20 protein-coding genes are annotated in these 20,172 nt (G+C 38.9%); 3 read left to right on the top strand and 17 right to left on the bottom strand.

Features of this window, described 5'->3' with window-relative positions; translation table 11 throughout:
* Window positions 1-50: 50 nt before the first annotated feature.
* From KI363_RS13490 to flaG, 16 genes are all read right to left on the bottom strand, one after another.
* On the bottom strand, window positions 51-662 hold the full coding sequence (locus tag KI363_RS13490) for a peroxiredoxin family protein (protein ID WP_212966633.1): 612 nt from the start codon (window positions 660-662) through the stop codon (window positions 51-53).
* On the bottom strand, window positions 659-1,237 hold the full coding sequence (locus tag KI363_RS13485) for an LPXTG cell wall anchor domain-containing protein (protein ID WP_281414131.1): 579 nt from the start codon (window positions 1,235-1,237) through the stop codon (window positions 659-661). Before KI363_RS13485 ends, KI363_RS13490 begins: the two co-directional genes overlap by 4 nt.
* 66 nt (window positions 1,238-1,303) lie before the next feature.
* A complete protein-coding gene (gene cls / locus KI363_RS13480; protein WP_158320875.1) occupies window positions 1,304-2,758 on the bottom strand; it encodes a cardiolipin synthase in 1,455 nt (484 codons plus the stop codon).
* Window positions 2,759-2,937: 179 nt separating this feature from the next.
* Entirely contained in the window at window positions 2,938-4,365 is a 1,428-nt protein-coding gene (locus KI363_RS13475) for a murein hydrolase activator EnvC family protein (protein ID WP_212966631.1), read from the bottom strand.
* Between the two features lie 82 nt (window positions 4,366-4,447).
* On the bottom strand, window positions 4,448-5,338 hold the full coding sequence (gene ftsX / locus KI363_RS13470) for a permease-like cell division protein FtsX (protein ID WP_158320873.1): 891 nt from the start codon (window positions 5,336-5,338) through the stop codon (window positions 4,448-4,450).
* Window positions 5,328-6,014, bottom strand: a complete 687-nt coding sequence (gene ftsE / locus KI363_RS13465; protein WP_212966630.1) for a cell division ATP-binding protein FtsE — start codon at window positions 6,012-6,014, stop codon at window positions 5,328-5,330. The genes ftsX and ftsE overlap by 11 nt, the downstream gene beginning before the upstream one ends.
* A gap of 397 nt (window positions 6,015-6,411) precedes the next feature.
* On the bottom strand, window positions 6,412-6,759 hold the full coding sequence (gene cccB, locus KI363_RS13460) for a cytochrome c551 (protein ID WP_212966629.1): 348 nt from the start codon (window positions 6,757-6,759) through the stop codon (window positions 6,412-6,414).
* A 245-nt stretch (window positions 6,760-7,004) separates the two neighbouring features.
* Window positions 7,005-8,103 (bottom strand): peptide chain release factor 2 gene (prfB, locus tag KI363_RS13455; RefSeq protein ID WP_212966628.1). Its coding sequence is split into 2 segments (ribosomal slippage): window positions 7,005-8,030 and window positions 8,032-8,103, totalling 1,098 coding nucleotides; the frame shifts between segments, so codons are not numbered across the junction.
* A 100-nt stretch (window positions 8,104-8,203) separates the two neighbouring features.
* Window positions 8,204-10,714: a preprotein translocase subunit SecA gene (gene secA / locus KI363_RS13450; RefSeq protein ID WP_212966627.1), complete on the bottom strand. Its 2,511-nt coding sequence runs from the start codon at window positions 10,712-10,714 to the stop codon at window positions 8,204-8,206.
* 170 nt (window positions 10,715-10,884) lie between these two features.
* Window positions 10,885-11,412: a chromate transporter gene (locus tag KI363_RS13445; RefSeq protein WP_158320868.1), complete on the bottom strand. Its 528-nt coding sequence runs from the start codon at window positions 11,410-11,412 to the stop codon at window positions 10,885-10,887.
* Window positions 11,413-11,414: 2 nt separating this feature from the next.
* A complete protein-coding gene (locus KI363_RS13440) occupies window positions 11,415-11,984 on the bottom strand; it encodes a chromate transporter (RefSeq protein ID WP_158320867.1) in 570 nt (189 codons plus the stop codon).
* 141 nt (window positions 11,985-12,125) lie between these two features.
* Window positions 12,126-12,680 (bottom strand): ribosome hibernation-promoting factor, HPF/YfiA family, encoded by a 555-nt coding sequence (gene hpf / locus KI363_RS13435; protein WP_158320866.1) that lies wholly within the window; start codon window positions 12,678-12,680, stop codon window positions 12,126-12,128.
* A 196-nt stretch (window positions 12,681-12,876) separates the two neighbouring features.
* Complete coding sequence (fliT, locus tag KI363_RS13430; protein ID WP_158320865.1) at window positions 12,877-13,227, bottom strand: flagellar protein FliT; 351 nt, start codon at window positions 13,225-13,227, stop codon at window positions 12,877-12,879.
* A complete protein-coding gene (fliS, locus tag KI363_RS13425) occupies window positions 13,227-13,631 on the bottom strand; it encodes a flagellar export chaperone FliS (protein WP_158320864.1) in 405 nt (134 codons plus the stop codon). Before fliS ends, fliT begins: the two co-directional genes overlap by 1 nt.
* Before the next feature lie 32 nt (window positions 13,632-13,663).
* Window positions 13,664-15,700, bottom strand: a complete 2,037-nt coding sequence (gene fliD, locus KI363_RS13420) for a flagellar filament capping protein FliD (RefSeq protein WP_212966626.1) — start codon at window positions 15,698-15,700, stop codon at window positions 13,664-13,666.
* A 21-nt stretch (window positions 15,701-15,721) separates the two neighbouring features.
* Complete coding sequence (flaG, locus tag KI363_RS13415; RefSeq protein ID WP_246516868.1) at window positions 15,722-16,096, bottom strand: flagellar protein FlaG; 375 nt, start codon at window positions 16,094-16,096, stop codon at window positions 15,722-15,724.
* A gap of 351 nt (window positions 16,097-16,447) precedes the next feature.
* Between flaG and ymaG the strand changes: the two genes are divergently transcribed.
* From ymaG to KI363_RS13400, 3 genes are all read left to right on the top strand, one after another.
* Window positions 16,448-16,696 carry an inner spore coat protein YmaG gene (ymaG, locus tag KI363_RS13410; RefSeq protein WP_373306788.1) on the top strand — a complete coding sequence of 83 codons (249 nt, stop codon included), beginning with the start codon at window positions 16,448-16,450 and terminating at the stop codon, window positions 16,694-16,696.
* Between the two features lie 531 nt (window positions 16,697-17,227).
* Window positions 17,228-18,214 (top strand): Gfo/Idh/MocA family protein, encoded by a 987-nt coding sequence (locus KI363_RS13405; protein WP_246516867.1) that lies wholly within the window; start codon window positions 17,228-17,230, stop codon window positions 18,212-18,214.
* Between the two features lie 16 nt (window positions 18,215-18,230).
* Window positions 18,231-19,160, top strand: coding sequence for an aldo/keto reductase (locus KI363_RS13400; protein ID WP_212966625.1), 930 nt, complete (start codon window positions 18,231-18,233; stop codon window positions 19,158-19,160).
* A gap of 33 nt (window positions 19,161-19,193) precedes the next feature.
* Here KI363_RS13400 and KI363_RS13395 read toward each other — a convergent pair whose 3' ends face one another.
* Entirely contained in the window at window positions 19,194-19,967 is a 774-nt protein-coding gene (locus KI363_RS13395; RefSeq protein ID WP_212966624.1) for a YybI family spore inner coat protein, read from the bottom strand.
* Between the last annotated feature and the right edge of the window lie 205 nt (window positions 19,968-20,172).

The following is a 20,172-nucleotide window of genomic DNA, read 5'->3' as shown; positions in this document are numbered from 1 at the left end:
AAAAAGTCAACCCTATTTTTAAAAAATATCCATTATTTGTTGTTTACTGTCTATTTCAAACCTTTTACGAGCTTTTCCATCATTTCCTCGTCCATGGGACCGACAATTCTTTTTTCAAGTAAGCCATTCGAATTGATAAAATAAGTAGTTGGAATGCCGATAACCTGGTATTGATCTCCTGCCATTCCATCTTCATCTAACAACACAGGGAAAGTCAGCTTATAATCATCGACAAATTCTTCCACTTTGTCTCTTTTATTCCGAACCCGCTCAGCTGAAGTAAGATTGACCGCAAGAATCTCTATATCATATTTTTCAGCCTTTTCTTTATAAAACTTTTCCATATGGGGCATTTCCGCTTTACATGGGGGACACCAGGTTGCCCAAAAATTCAATAACACCTTTTTGCCATTGAGATCAGACAATCTGATTTTTTCACCAGATATGGTCTCTAATTCAAAATCTGGAGGAATATCACCTGTAGATAATCCTTCCCCCATGCCATCCACCGTCGTTTCAGTTGCGGCCTCCAGCCTTTTCTGGAGGATTTGTTCTTGATTTTCTTCCACCTCTTTCTTCGCTTGTGTTTCTTGGACAATATTAATGACTAAAACTCCTGCTAAAATCGCTAAAAGAGTAAAACCAAATATTTTCTTCGTCATTCTAAAACCTCCCATTTTCGCAAAGCGATGACTAAGAATATTGCCATGAACAAATAAGTTAGCATTGGAGCGGATAATAAATTGTGGTGAATGGAATAAAATAAAGCTTGTCCACCTGTATAAAGGATGAGCAATTGTTCCTTCCATAATACCTGCTTTTTCTTCACCACGAGTAATAAGAATGAAACGCCGAAGAATAATTGAATGCCTGTCCATAAGAATAATCCTTGATTCAAAATCGCCTGAAGCACTTCATAAAAAATCATGGAACTTATCCAAACTTGATAAATATCCGCTACTCGTAAATTCTGGCTCCACACCTTACTTAGTGTATAAAGGATCGTTATGGCAAAGCCTAACCAATATCCTTTCACACCACCATGAAAGTATAAAATGGATAATGGATGAGACCTTATCATAGAAAATTGGAAAAGAAGGACACTGAACTTCCATGTTAACAGCCATATAAAAACGGCATTGCCATACCACTCTGCTGCTGACTTCTTTTTAAAAAAGTAGAGACCTGCAGATGTAAGGATGCAGGCCCCCACAATTGCTAACCAAGAGGCGGGAATGGTTACTGAACCAATTGTATACCATTTAATGGATCATCACTCGCTTTCCACAATCAAGATGATGGTTTACAAAATTGGCGATAACAGTCGGGAGAATGATTCCTTAAAGCGAATATAAAGAGGACGATTTTGATATTCCTCCCAACTTAATTCATGGGAAAGCTTAACATCATCATGAAAAATACCGACTAATTGTTGGACAAGCACTCGATCATATAAAAAAGCATTCACTTCAAAATTTAATTTAAAGCTACGTACATCAATATTCGCCGTACCAACGGTGGCAATTTTACCATCGGCGATAATTGTCTTCGCATGGATAAACCCATTATCGTAAATATAGACCTTTGCCCCTGTCTTTAATAATTCGCCCACATTCGAATAGGTGGCCCAATAAACAAAGGCATGATCAGGTTTGTTGGGGATCATTAGCCTTACATCAATCCCTGAAAGAGCGGCTATTTTTATGGCATCCAATACACTCGCATCCGGAATAAAATAAGGTGTCTGAATGTAAATATATTTTTGGGCAGATGAAATAAGTTTCAGAATACCGTATTTGATCTGTTCCCATTCAGAATCAGGTCCACTTGACACAATTTGGACATCTGTATCCCCTTTTGCCCCAATTTCCGGAAATAGACGATCCTCATAGCGAATTTTGGCCGTAGAGGCTTGGTTCCAGTCAAGGATAAACCGCGTCTGCATACCAAAAACAGCCTTCCCGGTAATCTTCAGGTGGGTATCTCGCCAATAACCAAATTTTTTGTTCAGACCGAGATATTCATCCCCAATATTAAACCCGCCGATATACCCACTTTCCCCATCAATAATGACAAGTTTACGGTGATTACGAAAATTCACCTGTAAGTTCAAGTGAGGGATTAATGCTGGAAAAAAAGCACTCACCTTTCCACCGGCTTCTATCAAAGGTCTAAAAAACCTTTTTGGTAATCGCCTTGAACCCATTGCATCATATAAAAACTTTACATCGACGCCTTCTTTCGCCTTTTTAACAAGCATTTGCAATAACTCATTGCCAAGCTTATCATTCCTCACAATGTAATATTCTATATGGATATGATCCTTTGCTTTATCTAAATCATGTAATAAAGAGCGGAACTTATCATTTCCATCAATGAAAATTTCTACTTTGTTATCCTGTGTAAGAATGGAACGATCATTCACAAGTAACATATAAATTAAATCTTTGTATTGAACCGTTTTAGTATCGTGGAAAGGAAAATCCCCTCTTTGTAATAGTTCAATCTGATTTTTAGTGATTTCCATAATGCCAATTTTATTCGTATCATTCCATTCAAAAATCTTTTTACGGCTTAAATTCTGTCCAAAGATAAGATATAAAATAAAGCCAACTACTGGAACAAAAAACAGCACTAAAAGCCAAGCCCAAGTTGAACCGGGATCTCGCCTCTCCAAAAATACTACGAAGACAGCCAAGATAATATTTAATAAAAGTGCTAAACTAACCAAAGCTGCTGTGATCGTTGTAAAAGTCATATGAACTCCTTATGTTTCCCTTTTTTATTGTATTCAATTGATCATCTATATTTTAGCATGTTTTTACAACCGACTGTACCTTTATCAACTTTATTAGAGTTAAAATGAAAAAAGTACAGAAACTCAAGGGTTTCTGTACTGATTCAGTGAAATTTATTTAACTTTAAAATATGCTAGTGTTATTTTAAATATCCCATAGGATTTACTCCACCGTGGTAACTCCATGGACCATTATGGACTTCAAAGTGCAAATGATTACCAAATGATTCGCCCGTATTACCTATTTCACCTAGTTTTTGTCCTTCACTAACATTTTGGCCAGAGGAAACCGATCTAGCAGACATATGAGCATAAACAGTTGTTAGATTTAATTGTGGGTGGAACACATACACAACATTCCCATAGCTGCTTGAATAATCTGATCTAGTTACGACACCAGAAGCGGCAGCGTAAATTGGAGTTCCAGCGGCATTAGCAATATCAATACCAAAATGGGTGCCTCCTGATCTTCCACCATAACCCGAGGACAATCTTCCACTTGCAGGCCAACTTAACACACCACTACCACCAGCATTTAAATTAGCATCATTACTAGAGTTTGTGCTTGGGGTTGAACCTGAAGTTTGACTTTTTGCGGAAGTGCTCTTTTCACTTTGAGTTTGAGTTTGAGTTTGTGCTTGATTTTGTTCTTGAGCTTTAGCCTGTTCTTGAGCTTTTGCTTGTTCTTGAGCTTTGGCTTGTTCTTGGGCTTTAGCTTGAGCTTCTTGCTGTGCTCTTTTTTCCGCTTCTGCTGCTTCTTTAGCTTTTCTTTCTTCCTCCGCAATTCTTGCCTTTTCATCTGCCATGGCTTTACTTATAATCGCTTCTTGTTCCTTTAATACTCGCTCCTGCTCTTCAAGAGACATTTTTTCATTTTCCACATGCTTTTTCTGAGCAGCTAGTTCCTTCATTAACACTTTCTTTTCTTCATTTTGGGCTTTCAAGTCCGCTTTTAGAACTTCTAATTCTTCAAGCATTTTATTTAAACTATCAAGTTTTTCTTCTACTTTCTTTTGATCAGCTTCTAACTTTTCCATGTCAGCTTGTTGCTCGTCCAATATTTGTTTATCAGCACCCACTAATGTAGAAACAGCCGAAACACGATCTACTAAATCTCCAAAACTATTAGCGCCTAATACAACATCAATAAATTTAACAGAACCACCGTTTTGTTGAATATTTCTCGCGCGGTCTCTAAGAACTTCATTTCTCTTTTCAATTCGTTCTTTCAAATCTTTAATTTCCGCTTTTAATTTTTCAATTTCCGCTTTTGTATCATCGATTTGCTTTTCTTTTTCTTTTATTTTTTGATCCGTATCAGCCATTTTAGCTTCTAATTTTTCGATTTCATCTTCGACCGAATTTTGCTGATTTAAAATATTAGAAATTTCCCCATCTTTTTGATTGATCGACTTGTTTACGTTCGATCTTTTATTATGAATATCGGATTGTTGTTGCTCCAACTCATTAAGTTTGGAATTGGCTTGTGCTTTCCCCGTAAAGGTGAATAATCCTCCAAAAGCTAATGTTGTTGCCAGTGTTACCGAGAGTACAGAACTTTTTTTCAAGAATAGCTTCCCCTTTCTCCCCTTGAATTTATCTCTCTGTTTAAGTCGTTTCGATCTTATCCAGAGCACATTCGAAAATCTCTTATATTTTTAAAAAGCGTCGAACAGAAATGAAACTTCCCCATGCTCCGATGATAACCCCAATGAGTAAAAGTAAGAGACTTACTTGATAGACAAATGGAGTGTATTCAAGTGGAGACATAAAATAATTTTCCGGAATACGTCCGGCCAAAAAGTCATATCCATAATGATAAGCTGTTGCAACGGTGGTGATCGGAATAATGGCACCCAATATTCCTAGCCAAATCCCCTCAAAGATAAATGGCCAACGTATAAACCAATTCGTTGCTCCTACTAGTTTCATAATCTCTATTTCTCTTCTTCTAGCAAAAATGGTGATTTTAATTGTATTTGAGATCAAAAACATAGCGGTAAACAATAGTCCAATTACGAGCACAATTCCTACATTGCGGCTTGTTCTAAGTAAGCTGAATAGTCTCTCAACCTTTTTTTCGCCATATTCAGCAGAGTGAACATGATCTAATGCCCGGATTTTTTGGGCTATGACTGGAGTTTCATCTGGTTTCTTTGTTTTGACAATAAAGACATCATGAAGAGGGTTTTCGTCATCTTCAATCAGACTCCACTCTTTCCCCATTGTTTGAATAAGATGATTAAGCTCGTCCTCTTTCGACGAGAATTCAACCGATTCTATTTGGGAGATTTTTTTGATGTTATTCTCTAAATCCTTTTGTTCATCTTGATTCGCAGTTAAGTCGATATGTACACGGATTTCCACATCATTTTCTATGTCTGTTGCAAATTTGTTCATATTCATCATAATGACGAGAAAGACACCAACTAACAGCAATGTCACCGTTACTGCGCTTATTGATGCAAATGTCATCCAACCATTACGGCGCAGACTCTTGAAGCTTTCTCTTAGATGGCGACCGATGGTTCTAATTTTCATAACCGTATTCCCCCCGCTGCTCATCACGGACAATTCTTCCATTTTCGATGGCAATAACCCGATGTGTAATCGTATTTACAATCTCTTTATTATGGGTGGCCATTATAACGGTTGTTCCATTTAGATTAATTTCTTCTAAAATACTCATAATATCCCACGCCGTATCAGGGTCTAAATTTCCAGTAGGTTCATCCGCAATAATCATTTGGGGATTATTAACAAGTGATCTTGCAATGGAAACACGTTGTTGTTCTCCACCTGATAATTCCGAGGGAAGCATACGCATTTTATGTTTTAGCCCTACCATGGAAAGAACATCCATCACTCTATTTTTTATGTCTTTCGGTCGATGCTCTGTTACTTCCAAAGCAAAAGCCACATTTTCAAAAACAGTCAATGTGGGCAATAGTTTAAAATCTTGGAAGACGACACCGATATTACGCCTTAAAAAAGGAACTCTTCTATTTTTTAATGTAGTTAAATCAATCCCGTTTACAAGTATTTTTCCAGATGTTGGTTTCTCTTCCCGATAAACCATTTTGATAAAAGTGGATTTACCAGCACCACTAGGACCAACAATATATATAAATTCGCCTTGTTGTATATCAACGTTAAAACGATTTGCGGCTATAATACCGTTCGGGTATTTTTTCACAACATCCTGCATTTTAATCATTTTCTCACCCGACCTTAAAATTTTCGCCTAAAACTTGCAAAAAAAATGAAGCTATTTGAATGTCAAATAAAGATAATTACCGTCAATCCATGACGAAATTTCATAACATGCTCATTATAACATCCCTATTCGGGCTTTTATATTACAGTTATATTTCATTTTTAGAGCTTTAGTTCTAAATTTTTACAAATTGCGCGATAGCAAAATTAGTGACAACTTTCCATAAACATTTTTAATAGAGGAGTAAAGAACTATCTTTTTTAGGAAGTATGAGGGGTAGGTTTGGAATAAAATGGAAGGTTTAGATATTAGTGATATGACATTAGGTGTGGTTTTATATAAAACGTTTGTCACAAAAAAACGACAGCAACTTTTCTCACTGTCGTTTTGGTCCTACTTATTTTTTCTCCGATAACCATTGAGCTACTTTGTCAGCATCATCACCTGTAATGAGGTTTCCAGGCATTCCAGGTCGGCCATTTTCAATGACATCTAAAATGTCGTCTTTAGATAACTTCGAACCAATATGTGCTAATTCTGGTCCATTTTGACCTTCTAAGTTTTCTCCATGACATGAAATACAATTGTTTTTTACGATTTCTTCTGCGTCGTTTGTTGCGGTTTCGCCGCCAGTGTCATTACCAGTATTATTATTATCATTATCTGCGTTATTTCCGCCGCCACAAGCTGCCAGACCAATCGCTAGCATAAGTCCTAGTGATAACCCCATCCATTTTTTCCTCATGGGAACAACTCCTTTTTTAGATTGATCAATTTTAGTATACCAATAATACACTTTATTTAAACGCAAAAAGGAGGCGGTGAAAAAGGTATAATTTAACAAAAAGCATACGGATCGCAGCAGTATCATGAACTTACGCAATTAGCACAAGTTTGTGAACCAAAAAAGGGCAAGGGATGAACAAAGGATAAACGGCTAAAAGCGCCATCTCCCGTGTTGGTTTCCCTAACCCTTATTATTTACGATATTTATACCCGAGAACGTAAGTAGGCATTGATAAAGGCATCAATATCTCCGTCAATTACTGCTTGAACATTTCCAGTTTCTTCATTCGTACGATGATCTTTCACCATCGAATACGGGTGAAAAACATAGGATCTTATTTGGCTGCCCCAACCAATTTCTTTTTGTTCCCCGCGAATTTCCGCCAATTGCTTTTCCTTTTCTTCCAACTCACGTTGATAGAGCTTAGCCTTTAGCATGTTCATGGCTTTTTCGCGGTTTTTAATTTGTGATCTTTCATTTTGGCACGTTACAACCGTTCCAGTTGGTATGTGGGTAATCCGAACGGCAGAATCTGTTGTATTAACGTGTTGCCCCCCCGCACCACTTGAACGATAAGTATCAATTTTCAGGTCATCCTGTTTAATATCAACCTCGACATCATCTGTAAATTCAGGCATGACGTCACAGGAAACAAAGGATGTGTGACGACGACCGGAAGAATCAAATGGTGAAATCCGCACTAAACGATGAACACCTTTTTCGGCTTTTAAATATCCGTAGGCGTTATGACCTTTAATTAACATCGTCACACTTTTGATCCCAGCCTCATCACCAGGTAAATAGGAAAGAATTTCCGTTTTGAAATTTTTCTTTTCTGCCCAACGTGTATACATGCGCAAGAGAATCGATCCCCAATCTTGCGACTCTGTTCCACCTGCTCCCGGATGGAGTTCAATAATTGCATTGTTTTTATCATAGGGATCACTTAATAATAATTGCAATTCAAAATCATGAAGTCGTTGAATAAGCTCCTTTAACTCTCCTTCAAGTTCAGCTTCAAGATCAGGATCACTTTCCTCTTTAACAAGTTCATGGGTCAATTCTAGATTTTCATGGATCTCTAGCAATTCTTTGTATTCATTCACAAGGTCTTTCAGACTATTTGCCTCATTAATGACCGTTTGTGCTGATTGTTGATCATCCCAAAAACCGGGCTCAAGCATCCTTTCGTCCAGCTCAGCGATTCTCGTCTCCTTCTCTTCTAAGTCAAAGAGACCCCCTAAATTCAGCTAATCGCTCCGCTGTTTTTTCAAGTTCTGTTCTTACTTCAAATAATTCCATCACAAACACCTCTACTAGTGATTTTTAGGCCTGCGGGGCGCAGGTCAAAACGGCAAAGACATTCGGAAGTGACACCTTTAGCCGTTTTGAACACGCACTTTTAAGTTAGCCGACCATGACATTGTTTATATTTCTTACCACTTCCACATGGACAGGGATCATTCCGGCCAACTTTTTCACTTCTGCGGATTGGTTTTCTTTTAACCTCTCCCCCGTCTTCTTTTGGATTGACCGCTTGCCCTTTTGCCACTTCTTCCCGTTCCAGATTATTTCGTATTTCAGCTTTCATGACATATTTAGCCGTGTCTTCCTCAATGGCCTCCACCATGCTTTCAAACATGGCAAATCCTTCACTTTGATACTCTCTAAGCGGATCAATTTGTCCGTACGCACGTAAATGGATACCTTGGCGGAGCTGATCCATTGCATCAATATGATCGATCCATTTCGTATCAACAGAACGGAGCAAGATGACTTTTTCAAATTCACGCATCTGTTCAGGTGTTAAATATTCTTCTTTTTCATCATAATGCTGTTTCACCTTAGCAAAGATGATTTCTTTCATTTCTTCTGGATCTCTTCTTTGCAAGTCTTCAACAGTCAAGTCACCTTCAAACAGAACAGTCGCATTTAAATAGTCAATTAATCCTTGGATATTCCATTGTTCTTCATCAGGTTCACTTGTATAGTTAGCAACCGCGCGATCAATGACAGATTGAATCATTTTCTCAATGATATCTCGTACATTTTCCGAGCTCATTACATCGTCACGCTGCTGATAGATAATCTCTCTTTGTTGACGAAGGACATCATCATATTGTAAAAGCTGTTTCCGCGCATCAAAGTTATTTCCTTCTACACGTTTCTGAGCTGATTCCACTGCTTTGGAAACCATTTTACTTTGGATCGGTTGAGAATCATCCATTCCCAATTTTTCCATCATCGATTTCATATTTTCTGATCCAAATCGGCGCATTAATTCATCTTCCATAGAAAGATAAAATTGCGTAACCCCTGGATCACCTTGACGGCCAGAACGCCCTCTTAACTGATTATCAATTCGGCGTGATTCATGGCGTTCTGTTCCGATTACAGCCAATCCACCCAGCTCTTTTACACCTTCACCCAGTTTAATATCTGTTCCACGACCGGCCATATTCGTCGCAATCGTGACAGCTCCCTTTTGCCCCGCCTCTGAAATAATTTCCGCTTCTCTTTCATGGTTTTTCGCATTTAATACATTATGTCGCACACCTTTTTTCGTTAAAAGCGAAGAGACTAATTCCGACGTTTCGATGGCCACTGTACCGACCAGGATCGGCTGTCCTTTTTGGTGTCTTTCATAAATATCGTCAACGACTGCACGGAATTTACCATTCATAGAAGCATAAATTAAATCAGAACGATCATCGCGGGCAATCGGCACGTTTGTTGGGATCGAAATGACTCGCATATTGTAAATATTGCGAAATTCTTCTTCTTCCGTTTTGGCTGTACCGGTCATCCCGGCTAATTTTTCATACATCCGGAAATAGTTCTGGAATGTGATTGTCGCCATGGTCATCGATTCACTTTGAATTTCGACGCCTTCTTTGGCCTCAATCGCTTGATGGAGTCCATCACTAAACCGTCTACCTTTCATCATCCGGCCCGTAAATTGGTCGACAATGATAATTTCGCCTTCCTGAACAACATAGTCTACATCTTTTTGCATGCTGACATGGGCTTTTAGAGCTTGATTAATATGATGATTGAGGACAACGTGAGAAAGATCGAATAAATTATCGATTTTGAAGAAACGTTCGGCTTTATTGATTCCTTCTTCTGTTAATTGGACCCCTTTTGTTTTCTCATCGTACGTATAATCTTCTTCTCGCTTTAATATTTCCGCAAAAGCATTGGCCTGTAGATATAATTGGGTTGATTTCTGCGCTTGTCCGGAAATAATGAGCGGTGTTCGCGCCTCATCAATTAAAATCGAGTCCACTTCATCAATCACGGCGAAATGAAGGGGACGTTGGACCTTTTGTTCTTCATACAACACCATATTATCGCGAAGGTAATCAAAACCAAACTCATTATTCGTTCCATACGTAATATCTGCAGCATAAGCTTCTTTCTTTTCTTCCTTCGACATGCTGTTTAAATTGAGCCCTACGGTTAAACCAAGAAATTGATAAAGCTCACCCATTTCCGTCGCATCACGACTAGCCAAATATTCGTTCACCGTGACAACATGAACACCTTTTCCAGTAATGGCATTTAAGTAAACAGGCATTGTGGCGGTTAATGTTTTTCCTTCACCTGTTTTCATTTCCGCGATGTTTCCTTCGTGTAAAGCCACGCCCCCCATAAGTTGGACAGGGTATGGATAAAGGCCTAACACTCGGCGAGAACCTTCTCGAACCACAGCAAAAGCTTCCTCTAGCATATGATCTAACGCTTCACCATTTTGATATCTTGCTTTTAATTCATCTGTTTTTTGGCGGATTTCCTCATCTGATAACTTCTCCATATCTGGGGCTAGTTGATCAATTTTCTCTGCCATCTTTTCTAGTCGTTTCAGATCACGTTTATTGGGATCAAATAATTTATTAAGAAAAGCAACCATATTAAAACGCTCCCCTATCTATTGAAAATGCATACTTCTCAATTCAAATTGTAATACATTAAAAAGCTATTTTATTAAAAACGTTCTGTAAAAACTAAAACCTTTTACCTAATTATCTATCATAACACTATCGGTTTTCCCTGACAACATGGGAAAAGATTGAAAAAGCTTTAAAGGAAAAGCGCTCCATAAATGAGGGCCCCAGTAATAACAAGAGCAGGATGGATTTTCCATTTCGCTAATAACAAATAGCTCATAAGACCGATAAAGATGGTATGCGGAAAACCGGAGCTTTTTACAGAACCTGCAAAGAAATCAAAGGTCATGACGCCCAAAAGTACGGCAATCGTAGGGCGAACCAATTGTGTCATCCTCCTGACCTTTGGTGAGTCTTTATGTTTCAAAAGAAATCCTAATAACGGAATCATCAGGGCGATAGAAGGGGCGACAGTGGCGAACAAAGCAATGATAGAGCCTAACACCCCACCTTGTTGATATCCAATATATCCCGCCATTTTCGTAGCGATCGGGCCTGGTAATGCATTGCCTAAAGCCAACACTTCACTAAACTCTTGAACAGAAAGCCATTGATAACGATCCACGACTTCATGCTCAATCAATGGAATCGAAGAAGGTCCTCCTCCATAACCAAGAATACCCGGGATGAAAAAAGCAATAAAAATTTGCCAGTAAATCATGGCTAGCTCCTTTCTTCCTGTTTGTTTACGGAAGATTTCTTCTTACTCCGAGCTGATAGGGCAACGATTAATAAGACGGCGATCACGATTGCAGGGTGAACACCAAATAATTGCATAGCTAGAAAGCTTGCAATGACGAGGAGAAGACTATAAATCCAACCGAGCGATTGGTTGGATTTTTGAATAAACTCCCATGTAAGGATGCCCATTAAAACACCTGCCACCGGGAGAACCGCCTGTGACATGCCTGCAACCCACGGTTTATCTTTATAAGCACTTAATAAAGCCAAAAATAAAATCATCAACGCAACAGTTGGCACAACCGTTGCAAAAATCGCATTTAACATCCCCATAAATCCACCAACTCGCCAGCCAATATACCCGGCCATTTTTGTATTAATGGGACCTGGTAAAGCATTGGCAAGCGCCAACACATCGCCAAACTCATCGTCATTCATCCATTTATACACACGGACGACTTCATGCTGAACAAGTGGAATCGCTGAAGGACCTCCTCCAAAACCAAGAATACCCGAGCGGAAAAAGGCGATAAAAATATGTACCTGTTTCAAGTGAATCACCCTCCCTAAACCTTCTATAAGAATAACAAATGATAGCTCAGCCGAGAAGATGACTTTCTAATCATGAAAATCCAATTAAGAGGGCAAAAAGCACGCCACCGTTGAGGCAGCGTGCTCCAGATAGATGATTTCTTAATTTGTTTCAATTAATCCATACTTTCCATCTTTACGGCGATACACGATGTTCGTCGCATTGGTCTCGGCATCTGTATAGATAAAGAAGCTATGCCCTAACATGTTCATTTGCAAAACGGCTTCTTCACTATCCATTGGTTTAAGACTAAACTGCTTAGTACGGACAATTTGAAGCTCATCTTCTACTTCATCATTGGCTGGAATCTCATTTCCATTCATTTTGAAAAATTCTTTGGCATTCCCTCGATCTCTAAATTTACGATTGACCTTTGTTTTATGCTTACGAATTTGTCGCTCTAATTTATCGACAATCAAGTCAACGGCTGCATACATGTCGTCATGTACTTCTTCAGCGCGAAGAACTAATTGTGGAAGTGGAATCGTTATTTCAACTTTTGCTTTTTTATTTGGATTTACTTTTAAATTAACGTGAACATTTGCCTCAGGAGTTTCATTAAAATATCTCTCCAGTTTACCCACTTTCTTTTCAATGTGATCACGTATTGCATCTGTCAGGTTGATGTTTTCACCGCGAATATTATATTTTAGCATCTTAACTCCTCCTTATTTAAGGCTATGTATATATACTTCTATATATCCTTGTAAAATCCTGCTTAATTCCATAAAAATTTTGTCGATTTTGTGATTGTTTTAACAAAAAGATGAACAGGTGGACCCATACAGGTCCATATCTGCTCTAAAATAAGGAATAGCGAAGCAAATGATGCAAATTTAGCTATGTTCTAATTTATTGCCGTTTATCGTAAAACATCCCGTCCAAGCTATCTGTTGCCGCATAAGGATTAGAATAATGGCTAACAGATTTCTTTTTTCGGTCTAGCGTTTCGAGGTCTTTTTGTATGACTTTTAAATATTGTTTTAACAATGCATTCATTTCTCGATCGCGGGCAAGTAACGCTTTCCCAAGCTCCTTCTCTTCATCTGAATAAGGAGCTTGGAGTTTTGCAAAAAAGGTTGAACGCTGTCGTAATAATTGTTCTATTTTCTCAATAATCGTGTCTCTTTGTTCATCATTCGTTGTTTGGGCCAACACGATGATTTTCTCAGTAAGGGCTAAACATTTTTGTAGATCATTCATTAAATGCCACTGCTTCCTGCTATGTGTTGATGTTGGCGATTTAATTGAATCGCTTGTTTCCAAGTATCACGAAATTCTTTCATCATCTCTTCCACTTCCGTAAGAATGTCAACATCATTTTTAATATTGGCTTCCATTAAACGGCGGTTCATATAGTCATAAAGAGTCATCATGTTTTGGGATATCGCTAATTCCATATTTAAGGTGACCATTAGCTCACTAACAATGTTTTGCGCTTTTTGGATATTCGTATTCTTTTCTTCGATTTTATTATTTTCCATGCCGACTTTAGCCATATGAATAAATTTCAGACAGCCATTGTACAGCATTAAAGTTAACTCACCTGGAGCAGCCGTTGTCACAGCATTTTTCTGATACGTTTGGTATGGGTTTGCACTTGCCATTTTTCCACTCCCCTAAACTTCAAAAATTGATCTTAAAAACCACCAAATTGCTGCATGAGATACATCGATTGTTGATTAGCCTGTTGAATCGCTTTTTCCATCGCAGTAAATTGACGCCAATAACGATTTTCCGTCATTTTCAGCCTTTCTTCAAAGCGATCAATACTTTTATCCACGTTAATCAATTCACGTCCAAGTGTGAACTGTTGATTGGTTGAAGTAGCACGACCAGCTTTTTCCTGTAGTTTTTTCATCGAAGCATCTACTGTGTCGTAAAGCCTGTGGACGATCCCTTTCCCTGCTTCGGAATCGTTACCACGGAATAAGTTTTCAACAGATTCTGGATCCTCTTCTAAGGCTGCTTTTAATTTCGCTTCATCGATCTCAAGCTTTCCGCCTTCAAGATAATTCGCTGTCGTTTTAATGCCGATACTAGCTAATTGTTTAAAAATACCGTTTGTCTCAACTGTGCTATACATATCCATTCTCATACTGGATAACACACCAGATAACACCATATCGCCTTTGAGCAGACCACTTCTCGCCATTTCTTCCCATTTTTCTTGTTGCTTTTCGGAAAGTTCTTCCCGCTCATCGTCGGTCAATGGCTTGTAATCGCGGTAACGTTCCTCCTTCAACTTATCGCCAATTTCTTTGATTAGTTCGTTGTAATCTTCGACAAACTTTTTAATGTTTTCAAGCACTTGCCCTGTATCATTTCCGACTGAAATGGTTGTTGGTTGCTGGTCTCCTTCACCGAATGTTTGCTTTAAGGTAATAGTTACGCCGTTCATGTCGAAAGTGTTGGAGCTTCGTTCAGTTTCAAGTCCGTTGATCGTGAATTTTGCGTTTTGGCCGTCGGTGACATCATTATTATTAAATTGCAAAACATTTGTCATAAAATCGCCAGATACTTCAATATCTCTTTTTCCCTCTCCAAATTTCCCCGTTTCTTTACGGGTTAAAGTCACTCGATCTGTGACAGAATCATAAAACATCGTCACACCAGCAGATGATTCATTGACCTTACGGATGACGCTGTTTAATGTATCCGTGCCCGTCATAAAGATGGTTTCGTTCACTTCGCCTTTTGATGTATGGGTGTTAATGCCGAAGGAAGCGTAGTTTTGGGTGAAAGTAGCTTCTATTTTTTTAGGCCAGTTTTCTTCATCGTCCTCTTTAAACTTGGCAGAATTGAAAGCAATAGCTCCTGTATCTAAGTTGATATGTCCAAGCACATCTGTTGTATCGTTCTTATTTACAAGTGTGCTGCTACCTTGTTCATCTGTTGTAACTGTATATTCCGTACCATCAACAATTACTGTAACCCCTGCGGTTAGCGAACTTTTCCCTAAATTCCAAGTCGTAGGTGGTTTTTCACCAATCTCCAATGTTTTTGTTTTTTCATCTATAACATAATCGACTTTCACAACACTGCCTTTTGTTGGTTTAACATTATCACCAAACTTAATCGTGCCATCCTTTGTAACAAGAATTTGATTCTCTGTTGGTTGTTGTGAATCATCTTCAGTAATTGTTGCTTTTACCGCACGGCCATTCACTTTAATGTTAATCTCGCTGCCGTCTTTAAGGAATTCGTTTCCCTGAAGATCAATTTTCAAGCCTTCTGTCGAATCTCCTACATTAATTGTCTGGGACTCCACTACACCTGTTTCCCATGTAACTTTGTTACCGACCTGCTCCCTTAAGCTTTTAGTGGGGGCAATAGAAATTTGGCCATTATTCACCAATGTCGCCGCCTTAGCAAGCTGATCCACCTTCGAAATCGAATACGATGCCTGTGCTGCCCCGCTAGAAACCGTGGCTGTGACGAATTGGTCATTCGAAGAGGAGACGGTTCTTGCCCGATAATTGGTTGTTAATTTTAGTTGTGCGAGTTTGTCCCGGAAACTCAGTAATTGTGTGTTGAGTGCACGGTAATCATCTCTTTGCCATTCTAGGATTTGTTTCTTTTGTTTTAATTTGTCGAGCGGCATGCGCTCAGCTCGCATTAAATCCTTTACAATTTGATCTATATCCATTCCACTTGCCAAACCGGCAATTCTCATTTATCTCACTCCATCTACCATTTATATTTTCTTATCAACCATGATGCCTAAATACTCAGTCATGGCGGCAAACATATCTAGTAACTTTTTCGGTGGAATTTCTCTTACCACTTCATCTGTCACTTCATCCACGAGTGTGACATAGTATTCATTTAATTGATCATGGAATTCAAATTTTAAATGAGTTTGTGGAGAGGCTTTGAGAAACTTATTCATTCCATTGACAACATGCGTTAAATCTTCTTTTGAAAAGGAAGAATTCATGTTTATCACATGGTCCTTCGTTCCGGTCTTTTCTGCTGCATGATTCGTTATTGGCGTTTCGTCAAGTTTCCCGATCATACTCCCACTATGTGTAGATGTGGATGAGAGACTTGTCCCTATTTGTCCTGACATCACTTTACTCCTTTTCACACATTGGTTTATTTAAAACTAATATCGGCATCATACGCTTTTTGTTTATAGATAATCTTTACTAAGTTTTATCCCGTATTAACTAGCTGTAAGCCCCCCACTTCAAGAATTTGCGGAAGTGGGGGGCAGGGGAATGCACACTAAGTTCGCCACAATCCCAAGCAACGTCTGCATGAACTGCATCCCACAGTCCCTCCTCCTGATTGAAGTTTATGGCTAAAGCCTATTTTTGTCTGGTTATTGCGCCTTCTTTTAGATTATGCATACTATGCAATGAAAAGAGATTTAGGTTATTTTCACCCCATAAACTTTAAGCAAATTGGAGGTTCCCTTATGAATCAAATGCAATATCCTGTAGAAATTCATGATCACTTAGGAAATGCGGACGAAAGAATAATTCGCCCATTCGGATTTGGCAGACCATTTGGTTTTCGACCAGGCTTTGGACGACCTTTTGGATTTGGCGCTCCATTTGTCGGAGGTTTTTTAGGCGGTTTAGCATTAGGTTCCTTGGCACGGCCATACCCTTATCCTTATTATCCTTATTATCCATATTATCCGTATGGGGGGTATTATTGGTAAACACCTGTAACGATCAGCAAAGATTTCCCGGGAAATGGTGGGTTTTGTTGAAACATGGAAATTCTCCAATAATTAACTATATAGGCTAAATATTTATTTTGCGGATAGGTTAATTTATTCGTGAATGGGAATACCAAAAGAGAAGGAGAATTTCATAAAAAGGAGTGACCTTCATGAAAGGCAAAGCGATTATGGCAACTGTTGCCCTTGGTGCTGCGTATTTACTCAGAAATGAAAAATCACGCAATAAATTAATGAATCAATTTAAGAGTATGGCTTCAGGATTGAAGTAAATAAATAGCCTATCCGTCGATTTTTTATTTGGACGGGTAGGCTATGGTATTTGTTAGATATTGTCGATTCATTTTTATTTCAAAAACGGAAAATGTTGTATACTATCGGGAAATTACGATAAATTCCAACGTTCTTAAGCTGAGTTTAATAGAATTTTAGAAAACGCTCACTTCTCTACTGTTACTCTGGGAATGATATGCTATACTAAACATGAAATATAGCAAAGGAGTTGAGCTTTTGAAAAAATTACGTTGGGGAATTTTGGGTACGGCTAGTATTGGTAAGCGTTCCGTAATTCCTGGAATTCAAGAATCAACAAGCAATGAAGTGGTGGCGGTTGCTAGTCGATCCCTGAACAAAGCCAGCGATTTTGCCAAGGAACTGGGAATTCCAAATGCCTATGGAAGTTACGAAGAGTTATTAGCGGACCCAGAAATTGACGCCGTTTACATTCCCCTCCCAAATCATTTACATAAACCATGGACCATTCAAGCTGCACAATCCGGCAAGCATATTTTATGTGAAAAACCCATTGCCCTTGATGCTGATGAAGCAAAGGAAATGGTCGCTGTCTGTGAAAAGGAAAATGTGCTATTAGCTGAAGCTTATATGTACCGGCATCAGCCTCGATATGAGGAAATTAAAAAGCGAATAAAAGCGGGCGAAATCGGGGCCATACGAGGGATTCATGGCGTCTTTACGTTTAATAATGCAACAGATTATGAAAATATCCGTTATACGAAGGAATGGGGTGGCGGTTCGATCTATGATGTTGGCTGTTATCCGATCAGTGCCGCGAGATTATTATTAGATGAAGAACCAACCGCTGTCACCACACATGCCTTTTTCTCACCGGAACATGGTGGAGTGGATATGATGGCTTCAGGACTAATGGAATTCTCTAACGGTGTCGCTTTAACGTTTGATTGTTCTATGTGGGCCGCTGGCCGTAATGAGCTTGAAATTCTCGGATCTGAGGGAAGAATCGTTTTGAATAACGCCTTTCTGGGGGATCAGACGTATCAGATTATCAAAGGCGATAAAATCGAAACGATTCAACAAGAAAATAAAAATCCCTATGCATTACAAGCAGACGCATTTGCTGAATCTGCATTAGAAGGGAAACCACTAAAATTTTCGTATGAAAACCTTATCAATGGAATAAAATCTGTTAAGGCAGCACTAGATTCCGCTGAGAAAAATGAAAGAATGATTTTGTTATAGAAAGGGAGACAATTTTATGAAAAATATTCGTGTCAAAGGGATGGACAAAGAAATATCCAGTTTAGTAATGGGATCAGACTATTTCGCTCCTGAAAAAATCGAACAAGTTACTGAGATTTTAAATGACTATCTTGAAATCGGTGGCAATACGATTGATACCGCCTTTATCTATGCAGGGGGAAAAAGTGAAGAAGCGATTGGGATTTGGATGGAAGAAAATAAACGGCACGATGATGTGATCATTCTAACAAAAGGTGGCCATCCTAATGCGAAAGGACCACAAATCAATAAGCAAGCGATTGATAATGAATTGAAGATCAGTTTAGAGAGATTGCGTACGGATTATGTTGAATTGTATGCCCTTCATCGTGATGATCCAAATGTACCGGTTGGGGAGATTTTAGAAATTTTGAATGCTCATGTAGAAGCAGGTCGCATCGGAGCCTTCGGCGGATCGAATTGGTCTTTCGAACGTCTACAAGAAGCTAATGAGTATGCCGAAAAACATGGGTTAGTTGGCTTTAGCTTTAGTAGTCCTAATCTTAGTTTAGCTAAAGCACAGGAACCTTATTGGGCTGGCTGTGTTTCTGTAGATGATGAAATCATGTCATGGCACGAGAATACCCATATGCCGCTATTCTCATGGTCATCTCAAGCACGTGGATTTTTCACTGGCCGTTTTACACCGGAAGACCGCTCCAATGAAGATTTAGTTCGTGTTTTCTATAATGATGAAAACTGGGAGCGTTATCGTCGTGCTGAACAACTCGCCAAGGAAAAAGGGGTGGAAACGATTCAAATCAGCCTTGCCTATGTATTGAATCAAGCCTTCCCAACAGCCGCTATTATTGGACCGCAAAACAGGGAGGAAATGCTATCCTGTCGTCAAGCTGCTGATATCCATCTGACAGAGGACGAAATTCAATGGCTTGACTTAAGAAAATAACGATGTTAGTAAACTAAAAACCGTTGAGCAGTTTCAACGGTTTTTTCTTGGCTTTGCTTTTTGATCTGCGGCTTTCCATTCGATATGAACGGGATGCCATTTTCCATTTTCGAAATACCAATCTGTTTCAACGACCCCAAGTCCATCGGCATGATAGGCGCCGCTAATCTGCCGATATCCTTTAAGTCCGTAACCATTTTTCCCCTTTATTTTGATCACTTCAAAAAAAGCAATAGGATCAATCATTAATTCCGTTGGTTCATTGAGCTGGCCATTTTTTTGATATAAGCCCATCGAAATATAATCCTTCCTTCTATTCCATAAATCCAGAATAATCGGTTTCTCTATTCCCGGAATCTTGATGACAGCGACAAAATCTTGGTCAAAATAGCCTTGGATCGTAAGTGGCGTTGGCAGAGGAATTTCTTTTATCTTCCCTCCTTTTGCCGTATGCAAAGCGTAATTATAGAGACCACCACTTCCTCCGGTTGCACTAGAATACAATATATCCTTCACGCCGTCATGATTGAGATCTGCAAAATCCAGCTTCGGTTCATAGCCACCTTCATAATCAATTTTTAGCTTTTGACCTCCAGATGTCATAATTTCGGCCCAGACTTTTTGGTAGTATGGAGAATCTCCTTTGAATGGAATGCCATACACCATAATTTCATCCGCTTTTCCGTCCCCTGTCACATCATGTTTATATTCTAAAATAGCCCTCCCCTGCTCCGCCGCTACAGTCGGAATGGCAAAAGAAAGAATGACAACAAACACAACTGAAACAAGTGCCATTTGCTTTTTCAAAAAAATCCCTCCAAACAGTGGGTCATATTAATAGATTTCCCTGTTTGGATAGATTTATGAAAAGTCATTTAATCATTCAAGAGATTCTTACCTTTATCATCCAACTGGGCGTATACAAGCAGACTTTTTCAATGTCCCAGAAATGAAATCATGATATGGAAATTCCCTTTATCCGAATGTCAGAAAAGGGATCCGCTCAAACGAA

Origin of the sequence: Lederbergia ruris (assembly GCF_018332955.1) — a bacterium.
Taxonomy (GTDB): Bacteria; Bacillota; Bacilli; order Bacillales; family Bacillaceae_C; genus Lederbergia; species Lederbergia ruris.
The sequence above is the reverse complement of the archived record's forward strand: the minus strand, read 5'-3'. Positions and strand labels throughout refer to the sequence as shown.